This window comes from Bacteroidia bacterium (assembly GCA_016218155.1).
Taxonomy (GTDB): Bacteria; Bacteroidota; Bacteroidia; order Bacteroidales; family GWA2-32-17; genus GWA2-32-17.
This window is the reverse complement of record JACREQ010000105.1, coordinates 181604-205107: the sequence shown is the minus strand read 5'-3', so window position 1 is coordinate 205107 and position 23504 is coordinate 181604. Positions and strand designations below refer to the sequence as shown.

At 32.0% G+C, this 23504-nt stretch carries 17 protein-coding genes and 5 tRNA genes; all 22 read left to right on the top strand.

Features of this window, described 5'->3' with window-relative positions; genetic code table 11:
• Positions 1 to 80: 80 nt before the first annotated feature.
• The 22 genes from HY951_17335 to rpoB all read left to right on the top strand — a co-directional run bounded on the left by HY951_17335 (position 81) and on the right by rpoB (position 23481).
• Positions 81 to 6272: a hypothetical protein gene (locus tag HY951_17335; GenBank protein ID MBI5541823.1), complete on the top strand. Its 6192-nt coding sequence runs from the start codon at positions 81 to 83 to the stop codon at positions 6270 to 6272.
• 280 nt (positions 6273 to 6552) lie between these two features.
• Positions 6553 to 7380, top strand: a complete 828-nt coding sequence (locus tag HY951_17330) for a hypothetical protein (GenBank protein ID MBI5541822.1) — start codon at positions 6553 to 6555, stop codon at positions 7378 to 7380.
• 162 nt (positions 7381 to 7542) lie between these two features.
• Positions 7543 to 8736, top strand: a complete 1194-nt coding sequence (locus HY951_17325) for an OmpA family protein (GenBank protein MBI5541821.1) — start codon at positions 7543 to 7545, stop codon at positions 8734 to 8736.
• Positions 8737 to 9065: 329 nt separating this feature from the next.
• On the top strand, positions 9066 to 11126 hold the full coding sequence (locus tag HY951_17320) for a BamA/TamA family outer membrane protein (protein MBI5541820.1): 2061 nt from the start codon (positions 9066 to 9068) through the stop codon (positions 11124 to 11126).
• A gap of 52 nt (positions 11127 to 11178) precedes the next feature.
• On the top strand, positions 11179 to 12258 hold the full coding sequence (fbaA, locus tag HY951_17315) for a class II fructose-bisphosphate aldolase (protein MBI5541819.1): 1080 nt from the start codon (positions 11179 to 11181) through the stop codon (positions 12256 to 12258).
• 55 nt (positions 12259 to 12313) lie between these two features.
• A complete protein-coding gene (locus HY951_17310) occupies positions 12314 to 13246 on the top strand; it encodes a helix-hairpin-helix domain-containing protein (protein MBI5541818.1) in 933 nt (310 codons plus the stop codon).
• Positions 13247 to 13308: 62 nt separating this feature from the next.
• The gene (locus tag HY951_17305; protein ID MBI5541817.1) at positions 13309 to 13503 is read left to right on the top strand and encodes a 30S ribosomal protein S21; all 195 of its coding nucleotides are present in this window, start codon (positions 13309 to 13311) and stop codon (positions 13501 to 13503) included.
• Between the two features lie 84 nt (positions 13504 to 13587).
• Positions 13588 to 14469 carry a tyrosine-type recombinase/integrase gene (locus tag HY951_17300; protein ID MBI5541816.1) on the top strand — a complete coding sequence of 294 codons (882 nt, stop codon included), beginning with the start codon at positions 13588 to 13590 and terminating at the stop codon, positions 14467 to 14469.
• Between the two features lie 25 nt (positions 14470 to 14494).
• Entirely contained in the window at positions 14495 to 14794 is a 300-nt protein-coding gene (gene raiA / locus HY951_17295) for a ribosome-associated translation inhibitor RaiA (GenBank protein ID MBI5541815.1), read from the top strand.
• 198 nt (positions 14795 to 14992) lie between these two features.
• Positions 14993 to 15066 (top strand) — tRNA-Thr (locus HY951_17290).
• Between the two features lie 25 nt (positions 15067 to 15091).
• Positions 15092 to 15174, top strand: a tRNA-Tyr gene (locus HY951_17285).
• 7 nt (positions 15175 to 15181) lie between these two features.
• Positions 15182 to 15254 (top strand) — tRNA-Gly (locus tag HY951_17280).
• A 7-nt stretch (positions 15255 to 15261) separates the two neighbouring features.
• Positions 15262 to 15333 (top strand) — tRNA-Thr (locus HY951_17275).
• Positions 15334 to 15389: 56 nt separating this feature from the next.
• On the top strand, positions 15390 to 16577 hold the full coding sequence (gene tuf / locus HY951_17270) for an elongation factor Tu (protein ID MBI5541814.1): 1188 nt from the start codon (positions 15390 to 15392) through the stop codon (positions 16575 to 16577).
• A gap of 43 nt (positions 16578 to 16620) precedes the next feature.
• Positions 16621 to 16693 (top strand) — tRNA-Trp (locus HY951_17265).
• Between the two features lie 14 nt (positions 16694 to 16707).
• Positions 16708 to 16902 (top strand): preprotein translocase subunit SecE, encoded by a 195-nt coding sequence (secE, locus tag HY951_17260; protein ID MBI5541813.1) that lies wholly within the window; start codon positions 16708 to 16710, stop codon positions 16900 to 16902.
• Positions 16903 to 16918: 16 nt separating this feature from the next.
• Positions 16919 to 17464 (top strand): transcription termination/antitermination factor NusG, encoded by a 546-nt coding sequence (nusG, locus tag HY951_17255; GenBank protein ID MBI5541812.1) that lies wholly within the window; start codon positions 16919 to 16921, stop codon positions 17462 to 17464.
• An 18-nt stretch (positions 17465 to 17482) separates the two neighbouring features.
• A complete protein-coding gene (gene rplK, locus HY951_17250; protein ID MBI5541811.1) occupies positions 17483 to 17926 on the top strand; it encodes a 50S ribosomal protein L11 in 444 nt (147 codons plus the stop codon).
• A gap of 13 nt (positions 17927 to 17939) precedes the next feature.
• Complete coding sequence (locus tag HY951_17245; GenBank protein MBI5541810.1) at positions 17940 to 18632, top strand: 50S ribosomal protein L1; 693 nt, start codon at positions 17940 to 17942, stop codon at positions 18630 to 18632.
• A gap of 19 nt (positions 18633 to 18651) precedes the next feature.
• Entirely contained in the window at positions 18652 to 19167 is a 516-nt protein-coding gene (locus HY951_17240) for a 50S ribosomal protein L10 (protein ID MBI5541809.1), read from the top strand.
• Positions 19168 to 19203: 36 nt separating this feature from the next.
• Positions 19204 to 19575, top strand: coding sequence for a 50S ribosomal protein L7/L12 (gene rplL, locus HY951_17235; protein MBI5541808.1), 372 nt, complete (start codon positions 19204 to 19206; stop codon positions 19573 to 19575).
• A gap of 96 nt (positions 19576 to 19671) precedes the next feature.
• Positions 19672 to 23481, top strand: a complete 3810-nt coding sequence (gene rpoB, locus HY951_17230; GenBank protein ID MBI5541807.1) for a DNA-directed RNA polymerase subunit beta — start codon at positions 19672 to 19674, stop codon at positions 23479 to 23481.
• Positions 23482 to 23504 lie beyond the last annotated feature (23 nt).

Here is a 23504-nt window from a genome sequence, read left to right as displayed (position 1 = left end):
TGTTTTCTGAATCTGATTTTCAAAATTAAATAATTATCAGTATTTTCATTCGTTTTTAAGCAATCAAAAAAATTAAAAATATGTTTACCAAAAAAGTTCTACTTATCGCAGCTTCAGTGGTTATTGTTTTTTCAATAATGTATGCCGGAGTTAATATTAATAAACAAACTATGAAACCAGACGACAAACCTTTGCATTTTAACAGCACAAAAGATTATAACAAAGAATGGGCTTCAGTTGATAGCTTGGATGATAAAGGTTTACCTAAATCTGCTTTAGAGTTAGTTGATAAAATTTATAAAAAAGCATTTGCCGAAAATAATGCAGCTCAGGTTATTAAAGCAAGAATATATCAGCTTAAGTATCGAAATATGATAGAAGAAGACGCATTCGAAAATATTCTGAATGATTTAATTAAGGATGCTAAAATTATGCGTTTCCCTTATGGTCCGGTTTATCACTCAATTGCGTCAGAAATGTATTGGATGTATTACCAGAATAATAGATGGAAATTTAATAAAAGAAGTGAAACTGTTAATTTTCAGAATGATGATATTAAGACCTGGGATTTAAACAGATTGGCAGATGCGTGTATTAAGCATTATATGAAGTCTTTAGAGAATGAGGATAGTTTAAAGAGAACCCCTATCTCAGAAATAAAAGCCGTTATTGATTTAGGATCAGGAACTGATGGTCTTAGACCAACATTATATGATTTTCTCGCGTTCAGAGCAATTAATTTTTTCTCAAATAAAGAGATTGCATTATCAAAGCCGGCTGATAGTTTTGAGTTGAAAGAAGATTTTTATTTTTCTGATGCGTCTGAATTTATGACTATTAAAGTAAATACTTCTGATACTTTGTCATTACAGTTTTATGGAATTAAGGTAATTCAAAAACTATTACAGTTTCATGCAAATGATGCAAAACCCGAAGCATTTATCGACGCAGATTTGGCCAGATTAAAATTTGTTTATGCGAATTCTGTTAATACTCAAAAAGATGATCTGTATTTAAGTGCATTAAATAAATTGCACAAAAAATATAATACATTCCAATTTTCAACTGAAGTTGCGTATCAACAAGCTTTATGTTTAAACAATCTTTCTGTTAATTTTAATGCTGAAGACTCTACCACCTTTAAATATAAAGATTATAAAATTAAGGCTATTGCTATTTGTAATTCTTCTATAGCGCAATTTCAAAATTCAACAGGAGCAGCAAAATGCTTAAATTTAAAAGTACAGATTGAAAACAAAACTTTAAATTTTAATTCAGAGCAGGTTCAGATACCCGGAAAATCATTTGCAACAAGAATTAATTATCAGAATATTTCTAAAATTTGGATAAAAGTTTCAAAAATTGATGTTGAAGACTATGAGCGTTTAAGTGAAAGTAATTACGGAGTTGATTTTGTAGATAAACTTTTAAAGACAGCTGTACCTGTAAAGAATTATGAAGTAAATCTTCCTTATGAGCAGGATTATAACAGCCATTCTACAGAATTTGTATTAGATACTTTGCCATATGGGCATTATGTTATTTTTGCTTCACAAAACAAGGAGTTTAAATTTGATGATGAAGCTATGGATTATGATGATTTCATGGTTTCTGATATTAGTTATATGTATCGTCGTTTAACAGATGGCAGTTATGATGTTTTCGTAACAAATAGAAATACAGGTGAGCCATTAAGTGGTGTTTTGGTAACAGAATATTATTCAAAATATAATTATGTAACCAGAAAGTATAATAATGTAAAAGGTGATACATACACTACAGATAAAGACGGTTTTACCAATATATTAAAAACATATATAAAAGATGTGTATAATGTTGGATTAGAATTTAAATGGAACAAACAAACATTAAAAACTCGTCAGAATTTTTATAATTACAGGTATAATAATGAGAGATTTAAAACATATAGTACCATTATTTTTACTGATAGAGCTATTTATCGTCCCGGACAAACAATTTACTATAAAGGAATTGTTGTTGAAGTTGACAGTACTAAACGAACCATTGCCAAAAAATATTCATCAACTTTGTCGTTTATTGACCCAAATTATCAAACGGTTAGTCAAACAAATTTTATAACAAATGACTTTGGAACTTTTAGTGGAACATTACAGATACCTCAAGGCTTATTAAATGGGAATTTTCAGCTTTCTACACCTGATGGTTCAATTTATGTTTCGGTAGAAGAATACAAGCGACCAAAGTTTCAGGCAGAATTAAATCCATTTAAAGGTAATTACCGGTTAAACGATTCTGTTGAGGTTTCTGGAAAAGGAGCTGCATATTCGGGAGCAAATATTTCTGATGCTGTTGTAACATATCGCGTTGTTCGTACTCCAATATGGCGTGGCTGGTGGTGGAGACCATTCAGACAAACTTCTGTTGAAATAACAAATGGAAAAATAACTACTGATGATAAAGGAGAATTTAAATTTAAGTTTAAAGCAATTCCCGATTTGTCTGTAAAAGCTGATGATTATACTGATTTTGATTATCAGGTTTACATAGATATTACAGATATAAATGGTGAAACTCAAAGTGATTCAAAGTCAATAACAGTTGGTTATACAACCTTATTGTTAAATGTTAATGTTCCCGAGATGTTGAATTCTTCGGAAGTAGAAAAATACTATATTTATTCAACAAACTTAAATGGAGAAAAAATTTCTGCTTCAGGAAAAATAACAATATCCAAATTAGAAGATGAAAAAGAAGTTTTAAGAAACAGATTATGGCAGAAACCCGAGAAGTTTTATTACACAAATGAAGAGTGGGCGAATAAATTCCCTGGGAATGTATATGATAATGAAGCCGATATTTCAAAGTTGAAAGTAATTAAACAGGTTTATAATTATGGATTTGATACAGGTAAAGAAGAAAAATTTGAGATAAAAGACCTTGCAAAATGGGAACCAGGAAGGTATGTAATAGAAATAAATTCTATAGATTCCTTTGGAAAAAAAGTTATAAACAAGAAATACATTACTGTATTTGGCGAGAATTCATATAAACTCCCATATGCAACTCCTTTCTGGCATGCTGCAGTAAAAAAATACTGTGAGCCTGGTGAAACTGCAAAATTTGTTGTCGGGTCAAGTTACCAGAATGTGAATTTATTATGTGAAATAGAACATAGAAATAAAATAATATTAAGGTACTGGACTCATATTTCAAATAATCAATCTATTGTTGAAATTCCGGTTAAAGAAGAATATCGTGGTAACTTTTCTGTACATTTCAGATTAGTGGCAAATAACAGAATATATTCTTATGACGAGACTGTTAATGTACCTTATTCTAACAAAGAGCTGAAGATTAAGTTTGAAACATTCAGGGATAAACTAATACCTGGACAACAGGAGGAGTGGAGATTAAAAATTACTGGTCCAAAAGGCGAAAAAGTTGCAGCTGAAATGGTAGCTGCTTTATATGATAAGTCGTTGGATGCATTAAAAGCAAATTATTGGGGCTTTAATGTATATCCTTATGATTATATGAGTCTGTATTTAAGTCCTGATTTATTTAGTTATAATTCATCTAAGCAAATTGTTAGGAATTATAAAAACTATCCTGTAATGCCATATCAGACATATGATGCATTAAACTGGTTCGATTTTTATTTTTATGGTAACAGAAATTATTATGGTTATGGTAGAGAAGGTGGTTCAAGAGGAAAAAGATATTCTAAAAATGCAATGGTAATGTCGCAAACCGAGGCAGCACCGTCAGTTGCAATGGCTGGTGAGATGGATGAATCAGAAAAAAAATCTGATGTTTCAGGAAATACCGGAATTGTTTCAAAAGAAGAAGCAAATGGTGTTATTGATATTGCTGGAAAAGATAAAAATAGGCTGTTAGAATCAAATCAACAGGCTATAGATAATCCTCTTGGAAATGTAAAAGCTAGAACAAATTTAAATGAAACAGCATTCTTCTATCCAACATTAATGACAAATGAAAATGGCGAAGTTATTGTGAAATTCACTATTCCCGAAGCTTTAACATCGTGGAAAATGATGGGTTTTGCACATACACAAAATTTGGAATATGGTTTTATTAATAATGAATTGGTAACTCAGAAAGAGTTGATGGTTGTTCCAAATCTTCCTCGTTTTTTTAGAGAAAATGACAAAATAGAATTGTCTGTAAAAATTAGTAATTTAAGCGAAAAAGAATTAAAGGGACAGACCAAAATTGAACTTATAGATCCTGTAACAATGAAGACAATTGAAGGGATTTTAAGTAACAAGGATGATGTGCAAAAATTCTCAGTCGACAAAAAAGGAAATACTAATGTAACATGGAATTTAAATATTCCAGAAGGAATAAATGCTGTTTCTGTGAAAATTGTTGCAACAGCAGAAAATTTTAGCGATGGAGAACAAACTGTTGTTCCAATTATGAGTAACAGAATGATGGTTACCGAATCTATGCCATTGCCAATAAGAGGGAATTCATCTAAAACTTTTGAATTTAAAAAGTTGTTGGAGTCAGGAAATTCATCAACATTAAAAAGTTTTAAATATACACTAGAGTTTACTTCAAACCCAGCGTGGTATGCTGTTCAGGCATTGCCATACCTTATAGAATATCCATATGAATGTAACGAGCAAATTTTTAGTCGTTATTATGCAAACAGTCTTGCAACACATATTGCTAATTCATCGCCCAAAATAAAAGCGGTTTTTGATTCATGGAAAAATACGCCCGATTCAAAAGCATTACTTTCAAATCTTGAAAAGAATCAGGAATTAAAATCTGTATTGTTACAGGAAACTCCTTGGGTTTTAGATGCACAGGACGAAACACAAAGAAAAAGAAATATAGGGTTGCTTTTTGATTTAAACAGAATGTCGAATGAAATGCAGGTTGCACTTACAAAATTAGAGAAATCACAGTCTGCAAATGGTGGGTGGCCTTGGTTCCCGGGAATGCCAGAAAATAGATATATAACACAGCACATGATAACAGGTTTTGGTCATCTCCAGAAATTAAAAGTTATAGATTATGCAAAAGATAAGGATTTGAAAAAAATGGTTGAAGAAGGTGTAAACTATCTTGATAAAAGAATAAGGGATGATTATAATGATTTGTTAAGATACTACACAAAAGAAGAACTTCTAAAAAAACATATTAGTTCAACTCAGGTACAATACTTGTATGCGCGTAGTTTCTTTACAGAAATACCGATACCAAACAACAGTAAAACTGCTTTTGAATATTTTAAAGGACAGGCAGAAAAATACTGGCTAAGTGAAAATAAATATTTGCAGGGAATGATGGCATTGGGACTTCATCGCTATCAGAGTAAGAAAGTTCCTTTGGATATAATTAAATCCCTTCGCGAAAATTCTATTACTCATGATGAGTTAGGTATGTACTGGAAAGATGTTGAAGCCGGTTATTACTGGTACAATGCTCCGATAGAAACTCAGGCACTTTTGATTGAAGCATTTGATGAAGTTGCAAATGATCAGAAATCAGTTGAAGAACTGAAAATATGGTTACTAAAACAAAAACAGACACAGGATTGGAGAACAACAAAGGCAACAGTTGAAGCAATTTACTCATTGTTATTAAAAGGAACCGATTTATTGGCGAATGATCAATTAGTGGATATTGTTATAGGTACTCAGAAAATTGATCCTAAAAAAATGGATAATGTACAGATAGAGGCAGGTACAGGATACTTTAAAACTAGTTGGCAAGGTAGTGATGTTAAACCTGAAATGGGAAAAGTTACAATTACTAAAAATACTGAAGGTGTTGCTTGGGGATCGGTTTATTGGCAATACTTTGAACAGCTTGATAAAATTACTCCACACGAAACTCCTTTAAAACTTAAAAAAGAACTTTTTGTTGAAAGACTTACTTCATCAGGAAAAGTAATTGAACCAATTAAGGCTCCTGCAATTCTTAAAGTAGGTGATAAGGTAATTGTTCGTATTGAACTAAGAGTTGACAGAACAATGGAGTTCGTTCACATGAAAGATATGCGTGCATCTGGTTTTGAACCAATAAATGTATTCTCTGTATATAAATATCAGGATGGCTTGGGTTATTATGAGAGTACAAAGGATGCAAGTACAAATTTCTTTATGGATAATTTACCAAAAGGTACATATGTGTTTGAATATCCTTTGCGTGTTGCTCAAAAAGGAGATTTTTCAAATGGTATAACCACTATACAATGTATGTATGCGCCTGAATTTACTTCTCATTCTCAAGGTGAAAGAGTTAAGATTGAATAGCTTAAAGGAAAGTATTAACATGTTAATGTTAACTACTCTGACTTTTTGTCTATTTTTGATATGCGCATAATGTGTTGGTATAAAACTATATACATCTTTAGTTAAAGATGTAATTATTTGAGAAATTGGTAGAATCGCCTTTAACTACATCATATTTTGTTGTTAGAGCATTTGTTAGTCGTTTTGATTATAATTTATTTTTTTATTTTTATATCAATTTATTAGAAAGGTATTTAAATAAGTTGATTATTAATATTCATTTTTATTTTCACTTTTTTGCATGAGTAAAGGGCTTTTATGCTTTATTTATTTGTTTGTATCAATATGTTATAGTGTCATAGGTCAGTCTGTTATAGAAGTAACTGATCCTGCTGATGCGAATATTATTTTATTGTTAGTTGATAAAAAAGCTGATGCTGATATTGTTATTTATAAAACTACAAAAACAAGTGAAAGTAAACAATGGGATTGTATGTGGTTATTTAAGAAATGGGGTTTCTCTGATTTGTCAATTTTTATTTATACCGATGATAAAGATACTTCCCTTTATATGGATGAAGATACAAAATACAGAATACAGGCTAATGTTTTTTTTACAAATAATATTGAGGAAAGAGGATATAAAGATTTAAATTTTAAAATTGAAGGATTGATAAGAAAATCCTATATGACCGACTCGATGTATATTGAATCATCAAAAGTATTAGCAAGTGCAAATAATGATAGTATACTTAACTTAAAAAATGATTCTATTGTTCTTGATAGCACAAAAAGTGAGAATGTTAATTATGCTCAAATTTCAACTTCAGATGAAATTGTTTTTAAAGTTCAGGTAGCAGCTTGCCACAGACAAATACCTGAAAAAGAATTGCATAAAAGATATCCTGGAAGCGAAAATATTTTAATAGAAATGCATGATGGCTGGTATAAATATTTAATTGGCAATTTTAGTAAATATTCAGAAGCAAAGCAGGCAAAGGTTTTAACGGGTACTCCTGATGCCTGGATTGTTGTATATAAAAACGGAAAACGAGTTCATATTTCTGAAGTTATTAATATGTTATCAAATTTTCCATTTAATGCGGTTTTTATATATATGTTGACTTAATTTTAAGATAAATTTTGCTTCAATTTCTTATCTTTTTTGGCATTTTGAAAAATTATATTTGTAATACTTTTTTAATTATTTTCTCTATCTTTATGGTGCTTTTTTTTAAAGCAATGCTGCAATATTCTAATTGACAGCATAATGTAAATAGTGGTTTAGAACATGAAAGTATTAATAGATTCTTTAAAATTAATAAAAAGAAGATTTTTTCTTCTATTGTTATCATTTGTTATTTTTAGTTTGCAATCGGTTGGACAGACTGTAATTGAAATGACTCATCCGACTGATGCCGATATAGTATTATTAAAAGTAGATAAAAAATCAGATGCTGATATAATTGTTTTTAAAACAAAAAAGAAAAAAGAAGCTCGTCAATGGGATTGTTTATGGAAGTTTAAAAACTGGGGTTTTGCCAACCTATCCATTTTTATAATGGATAATATTAATGATACTGCCAAATATAATGATGATGATATAAGTTTTGCAGTTGATGGAAAGGTATATTTCACAGAGAATAAAGATGAAAGGGGTTATAATAATCCAAATTTCAGATTAAAAGGTGTTTTCAGAAAGTTTAGGGAGGCTCCACAGGATAACAATATTGACACTTCTCAGAAAGTGACTCAATTATCGTACTTTGTTACTATTGATGGTAATTTTATTTTATCAGATAATAAAAGTGAAATACCAAAAGGATTAAAAATTTCTATTGTTGATTCTGCGATGATAAATACTTTTAATACATATAATCCTGAAAGTTTAAAATTTACATATAAACAACAATTAGATATTGGAAAATATAATATTTTAGTAACATCTGATGAATACAGACAATATGTTGAACCATTTTCTGTTACCGGGAATGATTCATTGTTTGATTTAAAGTTAAATGTAACATTAAATCCAAATGTTATTAAAAGACAGGAAGTATTAATAGTTAATAATTTATTTTTCGATTTTGACAGTTTTAAACTTACCGAAGAGTCAACTAAAGTATTAGATAAAATGATTAGCGTTATGCAGGAAAATCCAGTAATGAAGCTTGAGTTGACAGGGTATACCGATTCTAAGGGATCAAAAACTTATAATGAAAAATTATCTAGGCTAAGATCAAAATCTGCTGTAAATTATCTAAAAGAAAAGGGGATATCAGCAGAAAGAATGATTTCCTATGGAAAAGGAGAAAAAAGCCCAATTGCATTAAATAAAATGAATGATGGTTCTGATTGCAAGGAAGGGCGTAAGTATAATAGAAGAGTACAAATTAAATTTGTTAACGAAGATCAAACCAAAGTAAAGATTGAAGAGATTGTTATTCCTGATAATCTAAAAGTTAAAGACAATCAATCAAAATAAATTCATTAAAATTAGCTTTTAGTTTCACAATTAATTTCAAATTATCTTTGTTTCAAAAAACAATAATTCTGCGCATTGCAAAATCGTATATTATTTTTCTAATTGTTGCTTTAACAATAATTTCTTGCAGACCCGCCAGATTTGTGTCTGATAACGAGTATTTATTAAACAGGGTAAAGGTAAAATGTGATAATAAGAATATTGATTTAGAACAGACTGAAAGTTATATAAAACAAAAACCTAACAAGAGAATTCTATTACTTCTCAGGTTTCACCTTACTGTTTATAACTTAGCGCATTTGGGCAAAGAAAGGAAATGGAAAACAAAAATGGGTAATATTGTAGGCGAAGAACCTGTAATCTTAGATCCTGTTAAAACAAATAAATCGTGCTCACAAATAAAATCTTATCTAAGAAATAAGGGTTATTACTATTCTTTTGTTAAAGATTCTATAAATGTCAAGAGGAAAAAAGCAAAAGTTACATATTCAATTATAACCGGAAAACCATATATTATTAATAAAGTAAACTATCAAATTGATGATGAAAAATTGAAGAGCTTTGTTATTCCCGATACTAACTCAACCTTATTAAATAAAGGTGTTTATTTTGATTCTGATATAATTCAAAACGAAAGAGTAAGAATAACTGAAAAATTGAAATCAAACGGTTATTATTTCTTTAATAAAGAGTACATAACATTTGATGTGGATACAGCCATTGGAAATTATTATGTTAATTTAAACGTTGTTATACAGAATCCAGAAAAACAGTTGGATAATGGACGTATTATTAAAGAAAATCATAAACAGTACCTGATTGATTCAGTTTATTTTTTTACTGACTATGATCCAAAGCTGGCATTACAGGAACAGGAGAAATATTTTGTTACTTTAGATACAATTGAAAAAGATGGTTATTTTTTTGTTTCTCAAAATGGAGTAAGGATAAAACCAAAGGTATTAATCAGAGCTTGTTACTTGTCGAAAGGTGTGTATTATGATGTACGTGATGTAGATAGAACATATAGAAATTTAACATCTCTAAAAACATTTAGGTTAACTAATATTCAATTTGCTAAATCAACACGTCAAAACTATTTAAACTCATTTATTGAATTAACCCCGCTTAGTGTTCAGTCATATAAATTAGAAGCCGAGGGAACTAACTCTTCCGGAAATTTAGGAATAGCTGGTAATGTGCTGTATCAGAACAGAAATTTATTTAGAGGAGCCCAATTGTTTGATATTAAAATTAGGGGTGCTATTGAAAGACAAAGTTCAGTAATTAGAGAAAATGACCAACAGATTCAGGAATATTTGCCATTTAATACAATTGAAATAGGGGGTGAGTCAAAATTGTATTTTTCTACTTTTTTAATGCCATTTCCTTCTGAAGAATTTATAAAAAGAAGAAATCCTAAAACTAATATTACTATAGCATATAATTATCAGCAAAGACCAGATTATACAAGAACAATTTCAAATATCTCATTTGGATATATCTGGCAGGGAAATAAAAATTTAAAACACTTTTTTAATCCTATAGAAATAAATTATGTAAACCTACCTTACATTTCATGGCGTTTTCGGAATTCAATAAATGGAACTTTTTTAGAAAATAGTTACACAAACCACATGGTAACTACAACCTCATATGGATTTTTGTTTAATGATGCAAATTTTGGTAAACATCATGATAATGTTTATATAAGGGGACAGGTAGAATCTGCAGGTAATATTTTGTCTGCATATAATGATATTAATAAATCTAGAAAAGTTGATGGTAGTTACCAATTGCTAAATACAAAATATGCTCAATTTGTTAAAGCAGAAGCTGACTTTAGGTATTTTCATAAAGTAACTAAAGGAACAAAAATGGCTTATAGAATATTTGCTGGAATTGGTATTCCATATGGAAATATGAATGTGTTACCTTTCGAAAAAAGATACTTTTGTGGTGGGGCAAGTAGTATCAGAGCATGGGCTGTTAGAAGTCTTGGACCCGGTTCTTATAAAGACACTCTTGCAATACCAAATCAAACTGCTGATATTAAGATGGAAGCAAATCTTGAATATCGATTTAAACTGTTTTGGGTTATTGAAGGTGCTTTATTTATTGATGCCGGTAATATTTGGGATTTACATAAAACTGAAGGTAGAGATGGAGCTGCATTTACAGGTAAAAATTATTATAACGATATTGCAATTGGTTATGGAATGGGCTTGAGGCTTGATTTTTCATTTTTTGTTTTTAGAATCGATATGGGAATCAAAGGAAGAGATCCATCAAGACCTGTAGGAGAGAGATGGGTGCAATGGCATAAGAATACTTTGCCATCTAATTATTCATTCAATGCTTTTAATTTAGGAATAGGTTACCCATTTTGATATTTTATTGATTATATTTTTTTAATTTTGGTCAATTAAATCCAAAATTAATATGTCAGAAAAAATATTCGATAAAGTAAAACCGGGTGTAGCCTGGGGAAATAGTTTAAAAGAAATTTTCCGTATTGCAAAAGCAAATCATTTTGCTATTCCTGCTGTAAATGTGGTAGGTACCGATACTGTAAATGCAGTAATTGAAGCAGCTAAAGTTGTTAATTCCCCAATAATAGTTCAATTTTCAAACGGGGGAGCACAGTTTTATGCTGGAAAAGGTTTAGCAAATGAAAAACAAGAAGCTTCAATTGCAGGTGCTATTTCAGGTGCAATGCATATTCACCATGTTGCTGAATTATATGGTGTACCTGTAGTAGTTCACACCGATCATGCTGCAAAAAAATTACTTCCATGGATTGATGGATTACTTGATGCTGGTGAAAAATATTTCGCACAATATGGTAAACCACTGTTTTCTTCTCATATGCTCGATTTAAGTGAAGAAACACTACATGAAAATATTGAAATATGTAAGAAATATCTTACACGTATGTCAAAAATCGGAATGTTTCTGGAAATTGAGCTTGGTGTTACAGGAGGTGAAGAAGATGGAGTTGATAATACCGAGGTAGATAATTCTAAATTATATACTCAACCTCAGGATGTAGCATATGCTTTTGAAGAATTAAGTAAAATTAGTAATAATTTTACTATTGCTGCATCATTTGGTAATGTTCATGGTGTTTATAAACCAGGTAATGTAAAACTATCACCGGTTATTTTAAAGAATTCTCAGGAATATATTCAAAAGAAATTTAATACTGTAGACAAACCAGTGAACTTTGTTTTTCATGGTGGTTCGGGCTCTGCACGCGAAGAAATTCGTGAAGCAATTTCTTATGGAGTAGTAAAAATGAATATTGATACTGATACTCAATGGGCTTTCTGGAGTGGTGTAAATGAATATTACAAGAAAAAATCGGCGTATTTACAAGGACAAATTGGTAATCCGGAAGGTGATGAAAAACCAAACAAGAAGTATTACGACCCACGTGCATGGTTACGCGAAGGCGAAAAGGCTGTTATCGAAAGACTAAAAGTGGCATTTACAGATTTAAATGCTGATAACAGAAATTAAATAAATTCTTTAAAAGGTTATTTGTGAAGAAGCAAGTAACCTTTTTTATTTTATAATGAGTAAGTTTCGCGAATATTTTACTTTTACCCGTTCAGAAAGAAACGGCATTTTAGTTTTATTATTTATAATTGTTGTACTAATTGTTATATCACAGATTGCCGATTTATTTTTTAAAAGAGAAAAGGTTGATTATACTTCTTTTGAAACAGAAATAAATGAATTTATTTCTGTTTCAAATATTAGGCAATCAGATAGTATGATCTCTGGTAGTTATTCAGATACTATTAAAGCAGATTATTTTTATTTTAATCCTAATACTGTCTCCGAAAACGATTTGCAAAAATTAGGTTTTTCTTTAAAACTTATAAAAACATTTGTAAACTTTAGAAGTAAGGGTGGTAAGTTTTATGATAAAGATGATGTGAAAAAAATATATGGGATGACAGATTCTCTTTTTGTTAAAATACAGCCATTTATAGAAATCCCTGAAAAGAAGACAAATAAATTTTCTGAAAATACTAGGAAAGATAAATCAAATTATAACAATCAAAAAACTAGTTATCCCGAAAATAAATTTCAACAAAAAACAAAAACTGCAATTGATATAAATAATGCAGATACAACTGTTTTATGTACACTTCCTGGAATAGGCCCGGGATATGCAAAACGAATTGTAAAGTATAGGGATTTGTTGGGTGGTTTTGTTAAAAAAGAACAATTGCTTGAAGTATTCGGATTTACAACGGAGATGTATTCTAAAATTGAGAATCTTGTATTAATAGATCAGTCAGTAGTAAAAAAAATAAACCTGAATAAAGCAGAATGGAAACAATTAATTAAGCATCCATATTTTCCAAAAGATGTAACAAATAAAATTATTGAATATAGAAAAATACAAGGCAAAATACAGAATGTTCAGGAAATGGTTTATAATAAAATGATTACACAAGATCAGGCCGATAAAATAAAATCTTATTCAGACTTTTAAAAATTCTGTTTGGTTGTATTGAAATTATTTGTACTTTTGCAACTCAAATTAAAAAACCTTTTATGATTATTATTCCAATTAAAGAAGGCGAACACATTGACAGAGCTTTAAAAAAATTCAAACGCAAATTTGAAAAAACTGGCATTATGAAAGAACTTCGCGCAAGAAAAGCTTTCCAAAAACCTTCTATTCGTCGTAGAGAAGAGATTCTAAATGCTGTTTATATTCAAAAACTTCACCGTTCAGAAGAAAAATAATTTTCTTGTCGGAGTAACTATATTATTCGAAACTATTTTTTAATATTTTTCGTTTAATAGTATATAAATTTTATCTCCGGGTAGATGGATGTTGTTGGTTCATTTGTAGGGTATATTAAATACGAAAAACGCTATTCTGATCACACAGTTAACGCATATTTTCGCGATATTTCTCAATTTATTACATTTTTAAGTGCGTCATTTTCTGATGTGACTCCAATTAATGCTAATTTCAGGCATGTTAGATCATGGGTTGTAAGTTTAATCGAAGATTCTAACGAAGCCCGATCAGTTAATCGAAAACTTTCGGCATTAAATAGCTTTTATAAATATTTACTTCGCGAGAAAATTGTTAACTTTAACCCAACCGAAAAAATAGTTCCGCCAAAAAATAAAAAAAGACTGCCTGTTTTTGTTGAAGAAAAACAAATGTTCGATTTATTAAAGGAAGTAGATTTTGGAGAAGGATTTAAAGGTGAAAGAGATAAATTAATAATAGCATTATTTTATAGTACCGGAATAAGATTATCTGAATTAATATCATTAAAAATTAGTGATGTGGATTTACATAATAACACTATTAAGGTACTTGGTAAAAGAAATAAAGAAAGAATAATTCCTTTTGGGTTGCAATTAAAAACTGATATTGAAAAATACATTATATATAGAACCCAGATAGGTGCATCAGATCAAAATTTATTTATTTCGGAGAAGGGGAAAAAATTGTACTCGAAACTAATATATCGTATTGTTAATCATTATATAGGAATTGTTGCAATTCTTGATAAGAAAAGTCCACACATTCTTCGTCATACATTTGCAACACACCTATTAAATAATGGTGCAGATTTAAATGCTATAAAAGAACTGTTAGGACATGCAAATCTTGCAGCTACTCAGGTTTATACGCATAATTCATTTGAAAAGCTCAGAAATATTTATAAAAAAGCTCATCCACGAGCATAAATCAATAAAAATAGGAGGACAGATTATGAAAGTAAACATTCAAACACTACATTTTGATGCTGACAAAAATCTTGAAGCATTTATTCATGAGAGAATGGATAAGTTAATTTCAAAAAATTCTAATATTGTTTTGGCTGATGTTACATTAAAATTAGATAAAGCTCAAACAATGGATAATAAAATTGCAGAAATTAAACTTGAGGTGCCAGGAAATAACCTTTTTGCAAAAAAACAATCAAAATCTTTTGAAGAAGCAGCAGATTCTGCAGTAGAAGCTTTGCAACGTCAGTTAAAAAAATACAAAGAAAAAAGAATTGGCAAATAATAGCTAAGTGTTTAAAAAACAAAAAGCTGGCATTGATTTTCAATGTCAGCTTTTTTATTATAAAAACATTGTTTTTTACCCTATCAAAAACTATACAAAAAAATTAAAATAATGTTTGGCTGTAATAAAAAGTTATTGTACATTTGCGGTCTGATTTTTAGAAACAAAATCAGAAACAAAAATTACGTTCTTTGAGATGCCAGTGTAGCTCAGTTGGCCAGAGCAGCTGATTTGTAATCAGCGGGTCGGGGGTTCGAATCCCTCCACCGGCTCATCTATTGAGAACATTTTTTACCTGGAGAGATACCAAAGTGGCCAACTGGGGCAGACTGTAAATCTGCTGTCGTACGACTTCGGAGGTTCGAATCCTCCTCTCTCCACAAACCAGCGGGAATAGCTCAGTTGGTAGAGCATCAGCCTTCCACGCTGAGGGTCGCGAGTCCGAGTCTCGTTTCCCGCTCTGGTTTGCCGATGTAGCTCAGTGGTAGAGCACTTCCTTGGTAAGGAAGGGGTCATGGGTTCAACTCCCATCATTGGCTCATAAATTTTTTAATAAATTGTTCAATTAAATATTCAACAAAAACCTTCAATTATTATGGCAAAAGAAAAATTTGATAGGAGTAAAGCGCATGTGAATGTAGGTACAATTGGTCATATCGATCATGGTAAGACTACTTTGACAGCTGCTATTACAAAAGTTTTACACGAAAAAGGACTTTCAGAATTCCGTTCATTCGATTCTATCGATAACGCTCCGGAAGAAAAAGAAAGAGGAATTACTATTAATACAGCTCATATCGAGTATCAAACAGCTACTCGTCACTATGCACATATAGATTGTCCTGGTCACGCCGATTATATCAAGAATATGGTTACCGGTGCTGCTCAGATGGATGGAGCTATCCTTGTTGTTGCTGCAACAGATGGTCCTATGCCTCAAACAAGAGAACACGTTCTTTTAGCACGTCAGGTAAATGTACCAAAAATGGTAGTTTTTATTAATAAAGTAGACAGTGTTGAAGACGTTGAAATGCTTGATCTTGTTGAAATGGAAGTACGTGAACTATTAAGTTTCTATAAATTTGATGGTGATAACGCTCCTGTTATTCGTGGATCAGCTCTTGGTGGATTAAACGGAGACCCAAAATGGGTTGAAAAAATTATGGAATTAATGGATGCAGTTGATTCATATATTCCAATTCCTCCTCGTGAGAATGAAAAACCATTCTTAATGCCAGTTGAAGACGTATTTTCAATTACCGGTCGCGGAACAGTTGCTACAGGTAGAGTTGAATTAGGTGTTGTAAATACAGGCGACGAAATGGAAATCGTAGGTATTACATTAGAGAAAAGAAAAACAGTTGTTACCGGAGTAGAAATGTTCCGTAAAATTCTTGATAGAGGTGAAGCTGGTGATAACGTAGGTTTATTACTTCGTGGTGTAGACAAAAATGAAATTAAAAGAGGTATGGTAATGGCAAAACCAGGATCAATTACACCTCATACTAAATTTAAAGCTGAAGTTTATATTCTTAAGAAAGAAGAAGGTGGACGTCATACTCCATTCCATAATCACTATCGTCCTCAGTTCTACATTCGTACTTTAGATATTACTGGTGAAGTAATTCTTCCAGAAGGTGTAGAAATGATTATGCCAGGTGATAACATCACTATTCAGGTTGACCTAATTTACCCAGTTGCTATTAATAAAGGATTGCGTTTTGCAATTCGTGAAGGTGGTAGAACAGTTGGTGCTGGTCAGGTTACAGAAATTGTTGAATAATTAATATTGCATGAAGAGCCCTAACGGGCTCTTTAGGCAAAACACGGGCGTAGCTCAATTGGTAGAGTGGTAGTCTCCAAAACTATAGGCTGGGAGTTCGAGTCTCTCCGCCCGTGCAAAGAGTTTTAAAATGAACAAAATAAAGTTGTATTTACAAGAAGCTTATTTGGAACTAACCCAGAAGGTTACATGGCCAACTTGGAAAGAGCTTCAATCAAGTGCAATAGTAGTAATGGTTGCTTCCTTTATTATAGCGCTCATCGTTTCGTTAATGGACTTCGGTTTCAGTAACATCATGAGGCTAATTTATAGTATGTTCTATTAATACATTTTAGAAGAGCATGGCAGAAATTGTGAAACATTGGTATGTAGTTAGAGCTATAAGCGGCAAAGAGAAAAAGATTAAGGAGTATATTGAAGCCGAAATAAATCGCTTTAACCTTCAGGAATTTGTTTCCCAAATTCTTGTGCCTACTGAAAAAGTTTACCAGATAAGAAATGGTAAAAAAATTAGTAAAGAACGTAGCTTCTTTCCAGGTTACATTTTATTAGAAGCTACTTTGGCTGGTGAAATTACACACATTATCAAAAATGTTACTGGTGTGTTGGGATTTCTAGCATCCAAAGAAGGCAATCCTATCCCACTAAAGCTTTCCGAAGTGAATAGGATACTTGGAAAAGTAGATGAATTAGCTGAAAGCGATGAGGAAATTAACAGCCCCTTCCTTGTTAGTGAAGCCGTTAAGGTTATTGATGGACCTTTTAATGGATTTACAGGAATTATCGAAGAGGTTAACGAAGAAAAAAAGAAACTTAAAGTTATGGTAAAGATTTTCGGAAGAAAAACTCCACTAGAACTTAGTTTCATGCAAGTTGAAAAAGAATAGAAATTTTGATTAAGTGTTATGGCAAAACAAGTAGAAACTTATATTAAGTTACAGATTAAAGGTGGTGCTGCAAACCCATCTCCTCCAGTAGGTCCAGCTTTAGGATCTAAAGGAGTTAATATCATGGAGTTTTGCAAACAGTTTAATGCCAGAACCCAAGACAAAGCTGGAAAAGTTTTACCAGTACTTATTACAGTATATGCTGATAAATCATTCGACTTTGTTGTTAAAACGCCTCCTGCATCGGTTCAAGTACTTGAAGCTGCAAAACTTCAGTCAGGTTCAAAAGAACCAAACCGAAATAAAGTAGGTTCAATAACTTGGGATCAGGTTAAAACTATTGCCTTGGATAAAATGCCCGATTTAAATTGCTTTACTATCGAGTCTGCTATGTCAATGGTAGCTGGTACAGCAAGAAGTTTAGGTGTTACAGTTCAGGGAGAATCTCCTTTAAAGAAATAAACAAAAAGTAACAATGGGAAAAATTACAAAAAACCAGAAAGTTGCTCTTTCTAAGGTTGACGCAAATATGTCATATACCTTAAATGATGCAGCTAAGCTTGTGAAAACCCTGACTTTTACAAAATTCGATGCTTCAGTTGATCTTGATATCAGACTTGGTGTTGATCCACGCAAAGCCAATCAAATGGTTCGTGGTATCGTTACACTTCCTCATGGTACAGGAAAACAGACACGTGTTTTAGTTCTTTGTACACCAGATAAAGTGAATGAAGCTACTGAAGCAGGTGCTGACTATGTAGGTCTTGAAGATTATATCGAAAAAATTAAGGGCGGTTGGACAGATATTGATGTTATTATTACAATGCCATCAGTAATGGCAAAAATAGGCGCCCTTGGAAAAGTCCTTGGACCTCGTGGACTTATGCCAAACCCAAAAAGCGGTACTGTTACAATGGAAATTGGAAAAGCAGTAAAAGAAGTGAAAATGGGTAAAATCGACTTCAAAGTTGATAAATATGGTATAATTCATTCTTCTATTGGAAAAGTATCTTTTAATGAAGAACAGTTGATTGATAATGCAAAAGAATTTATTCGTACCATTATTAAATTAAAACCAACTGCTGCAAAAGGTACATACATGAAAAGTATTTATCTTTCTAGTACCATGAGTCCGGGTATTCAGATTGATTCAAAATCAGTAGATTAATCTAAATCTAAAGGAACACATGATAAAAGAAGATAAAGATAAAATCATTAAAGATTTGACCGGTCGTTTACAAAACTTCAGTCATTTCTATCTTGCTGATATTTCTGATTTAAATGCCTCTGATACAAGCAGCTTACGTCGTAAATGTTTTGATAAAGACATCGAACTAGTTGTAGTAAAAAACACATTGCTTCGTAAAGCAATGGAGTCATTTGATGGGAAATATAACGAATTATTTGATGTTTTACAAGGTGGAACATCAGTAATGTTTTCAAACACAGCAAGCGCTCCCGCAAAACTGATAAAAGAATTCCGCAAAACAAATAAAAAACCTTTATTGAAAGGTGCTTTTGTAGAAGAATCAGTATATATTGGCGACAACCAGGTTGATAAACTTGTTGCGATTAAGAGTAAAGAACAACTTATTGGTGATATTATTTTAATGTTACAATCACCATTAAACAATGTTATGTCTTCACTTCAATCAGGCAAGAACATATTAGCAGGAGTCGTAAAAACTCTTTCAGAAAAATAATAATTAATCAAGTTTTTAATTTATAAAAACAGAAAAATGGCAGATTTAAAAGTTTTCGCAGAACAATTAGTTAACCTTACAGTAAAAGAAGTAAACGAGTTAGCACAAATTTTAAAAGACGAGTATGGCATCGAACCAGCTGCTGCTGCAGTTGCAGTTGCTGCTGCTCCAGCTGAAGCTGCTGCTCCAGCCGAAAAAAGTTCATTTGATGTGATTTTAAAATCACCAGGTGGTGCTAAATTACAAATAGTAAAATTGGTAAAAGAATTAACAGGTCTTGGACTTAAAGAAGCAAAAGACTTAGTTGACGCTGCACCAAAAGCTGTAAAAGAAGGCTGCTCTAAAGAAGAAGCTGAATCATTAAAAGCTCAATTAGTAGAAGCAGGCGCAGAAGTTGAACTTAAATAAAAAGGAAGTTCAATCAAAAACTACAGGTTTAAAGCCGTTTAGGCTTTAAGCCTTTTTGTCGTTATATTTATTGAATTTCAACTAATTTAGTTTTACATGTCTGTTAAAAATAATAATAGGATAAGCTTTTCTTCAACCAAGAATCAGTATGAATATCCTGATTTTCTTGAGATTCAAGTAAAGTCTTTTGAGGAATTTTTTCAATTAAATTCCACACCTGAAAAACGAAAAATGGAAGGCTTACATAGAGTTTTCCAGGAAAATTTTCCGATTTCAGATACACGAAATAATTTCGTGTTAGAGTTTATTGATTATTTTGTAGATCCTCCACGATATGTACTTAATGAATGTATTGAAAGAGGATTATCATATAGCGTAGCTCTTAAAGCTAAGCTTAAGTTGTATTGCACCGACCCTGATCACGAGGATTTTGATACAGTAATTCAGGATGTTTATTTAGGAACAGTTCCTTATATGACACCTCGCGGAACCTTTGTAATTAATGGAGCCGAAAGAGTTATTGTTTCTCAGTTACACAGATCACCAGGAGTATTTTTCGGACAAAGTGTACATGCAAATGGTACAAAACTTTATTCTGCAAGAATTATCCCTTTTAAAGGATCTTGGATTGAGTTTGCTACTGACATTAACAATGTTATGTATGCTTACATCGACAGAAAAAAGAAATTACCAGTAACAACTTTGCTTCGTGCTATAGGTTTTGAAAGCGATAAAGATATTTTAGAAATTTTCGGATTAGCTGAAGAGGTAAAAGTATCAAAAGCTGCTATCAAAAAACTTATCGGCAGAAAACTTGCTGCTCGTGTTTTAAAAACATGGATTGAAGATTTCGTTGATGAAGATACCGGCGAAGTTGTATCAATTGAAAGAAATGAAATTATTATTGATCGTGAAACAATTATTGATAAAGATCATATTGATCTAATAGTTGATTCAGGTTCAAAAACTATATTATTGCATAAAGAAGATCAGAATTTAGCTGATTTTGCAATTATTTACAATACATTACAAAAGGATCCTTGTAACTCTGAAAAGGAAGCTGTAATGTATATTTATCGTCAGTTACGTAATGCTGAGCCACCTGATGAAGAAACAGCTCGTGACGTTATTGACAAATTGTTCTTCTCAATAAAAAGGTATGATTTAGGTGAAGTAGGAAGATATCGTATCAATAAAAAATTGGGACTTGATATTCCAATTGATACAAAAATTCTTACCAAAAATGATATTATTTACATCATCAGATATTTAATTGAGCTTATCAATTCAAAAGCTGATGTAGATGATATTGACCACTTAAGTAATCGTAGAGTTCGTACAGTTGGTGAGCAATTATCAGCGCAATTTGGTGTTGGTTTAGCTCGTATGGCACGTACAATTCGCGAGAAAATGAACGTTCGTGATAATGAGGTTTTCACTCCAATTGATCTTATTAATGCTAAGAGTTTATCTTCAGTAATTAATACATTCTTTGGAACTAATCAGCTATCACAATTCATGGATCAAACCAATCCATTAGCTGAAATGACTCATAAACGTCGTTTATCTGCACTTGGACCAGGCGGTTTAACCCGCGAACGTGCAGGATTCGAAGTGCGTGACGTTCATTACACTCACTATGGCAGACTTTGTCCTATTGAAACTCCTGAAGGACCAAATATCGGTCTTATTTCTTCACTTTGCGTTTATGCAAAAATCAATGTTCTAGGATTTATTGAAACTCCATATCGTCAGGCTGGTAACGGAAGCGTTGACTTAGTTGATGAGAACGTAGTTTATTTAAGTGCTGAAGAAGAAGAAGAAAAAATCATTGCACAGGCTAATGCTGAAGTAAATGAAAAAGGTGAGTTTTTAAGTGCTAAGGTTAAAGCTCGTTTCCGTGGAGATTTTCCAGTTCTAGATAAAGATCAGATTCAGTTAATGGACGTTGCTCCAAATCAGATTGCATCTATTGCAGCGAGTTTAATACCATTCTTAGAACATGATGATGCGAACCGTGCTCTTATGGGTTCAAACATGATGCGTCAGGCTGTTCCTTTGCTTCAACCACAGGCTCCTATAGTTGGAACCGGATTAGAAGAAAAAGTAGCACTTGATTCACGTGCATTATTGATGGCAGAAGCTGATGGCGTTGTAGAATATGTTGACGGAAAAGAAATCGTTGTTCGTTACAAACGTACAGACGAAGAAAGATTCGTTAGCTTTAATGATGACGTTGTCGTTTATAATATTTTAAAATTCCGTAAGACTAACCAGAATACAACAATAACTTTAAGACCAGTAGTAAAAAAGGGACAGAAAGTTGTAAAAGGTCAGGTACTTACAGAAGGTTATGCAACTAAAGGTGGTGAATTAGCATTAGGTAGAAACCTGATGGTTGCTTTCATGCCATGGAAAGGTTTTAACTTTGAGGATGCTATCGTTATCAACGAAAAGCTTGTAAAAGAAGACGCTTTTACTTCCTTGCATATTGATGAATTTATTCTTGAAGTTCGTGATACAAAACGTGGCGTTGAAGAATTAACTTCTGATATTCCAAACGTTAGCGAAGAAGCTACAAGAAATCTTGATGAAAATGGATTAATTCGTATTGGTGCTTATGTACAACCAGGAGATATCTTGATTGGAAAAATTACACCAAAAGGTGAAACAGATCCTTCTCCAGAAGAGAAACTACTTAGAGCGATTTTTGGTGACAAAGCTGGTGATGTAAAAGATGCATCATTAAAAGTTCCACCATCAATGTATGGAGTAGTAATCGACAAAAAACTTTTTGCCCGTCAGATAAAAGACAGAAAAGTAAAAGTTGCTGAGAAAACTCTTCTTGACAAAATTGATGAAGAAGCAAGTAAAAAATACCTTGACTTTAAACAACGTTTAATAGAGAAATTATTTGTTGTAGTTAATGGTAAAACTTCTCAGGGTGTTAAAGATTACTATAATGTTGATGTAATTGCTAAAGGTGAGAAGTTTACATTAAAAATGCTTCAGATAGTTGACTTTATCAATATTAATCCAAATAAATGGACTACCGATAAAGCAAAGAATGACATAATCAGAGACTTACTCAATAACTATATTATTAAATATAAAGAAATTGAGGCTGAAGTTAAACGTAAAAAATTCAATCTTACAATTGGTGATGAGTTACCAGCAGGTATTGTAAAACTTGCAAAAGTTTATGTAGCTCAGAAACGTGTTGTAAAAGTTGGTGATAAAATGGCAGGTCGTCACGGAAATAAAGGTATCGTATCAAGAATCGTTCGCGAAGAAGATATGCCTTTCCTTGAAAACGGAACACCTGTTGACATCGTTCTAAACCCACTTGGTGTACCTTCTCGTATGAACTTGGGACAGATTTATGAAACAGTTCTTGCTTGGGCAGGTCGTGAGTTAGGAATGACTTTCGCTACTCCTATTTTTGATGGTGCAAACCTTGATGAAATAAATGAATATACTGATAAAGCTGGCTTACCTAGATACGGTCGTGTTTATTTATACGATGGTGGTACTGGTGAAAAATTTGACCAGCCTGCAACAGTAGGTATTATTTATATGCTAAAACTTGGTCATATGGTTGACGACAAAATGCATGCTCGTTCAATCGGACCATATTCACTTATTACTCAACAACCACTTGGCGGTAAAGCGCAATTTGGAGGTCAGCGTTTTGGTGAAATGGAGGTTTGGGCTCTTGAAGCATTCGGAGCTGCAAATATATTACAGGAAATACTTACTATTAAATCAGATGATGTTATTGGTCGTGCAAAAGCTTATGAAGCTATTGTTAAAGGTGAACCAATGCCAATACCTGGTATTCCAGAATCGCTTAACGTGCTCATTCATGAGTTACGTGGATTAGGATTAAGTATTAATTTAGAATAGTTTTTTTCCGGAGTAAAATACTC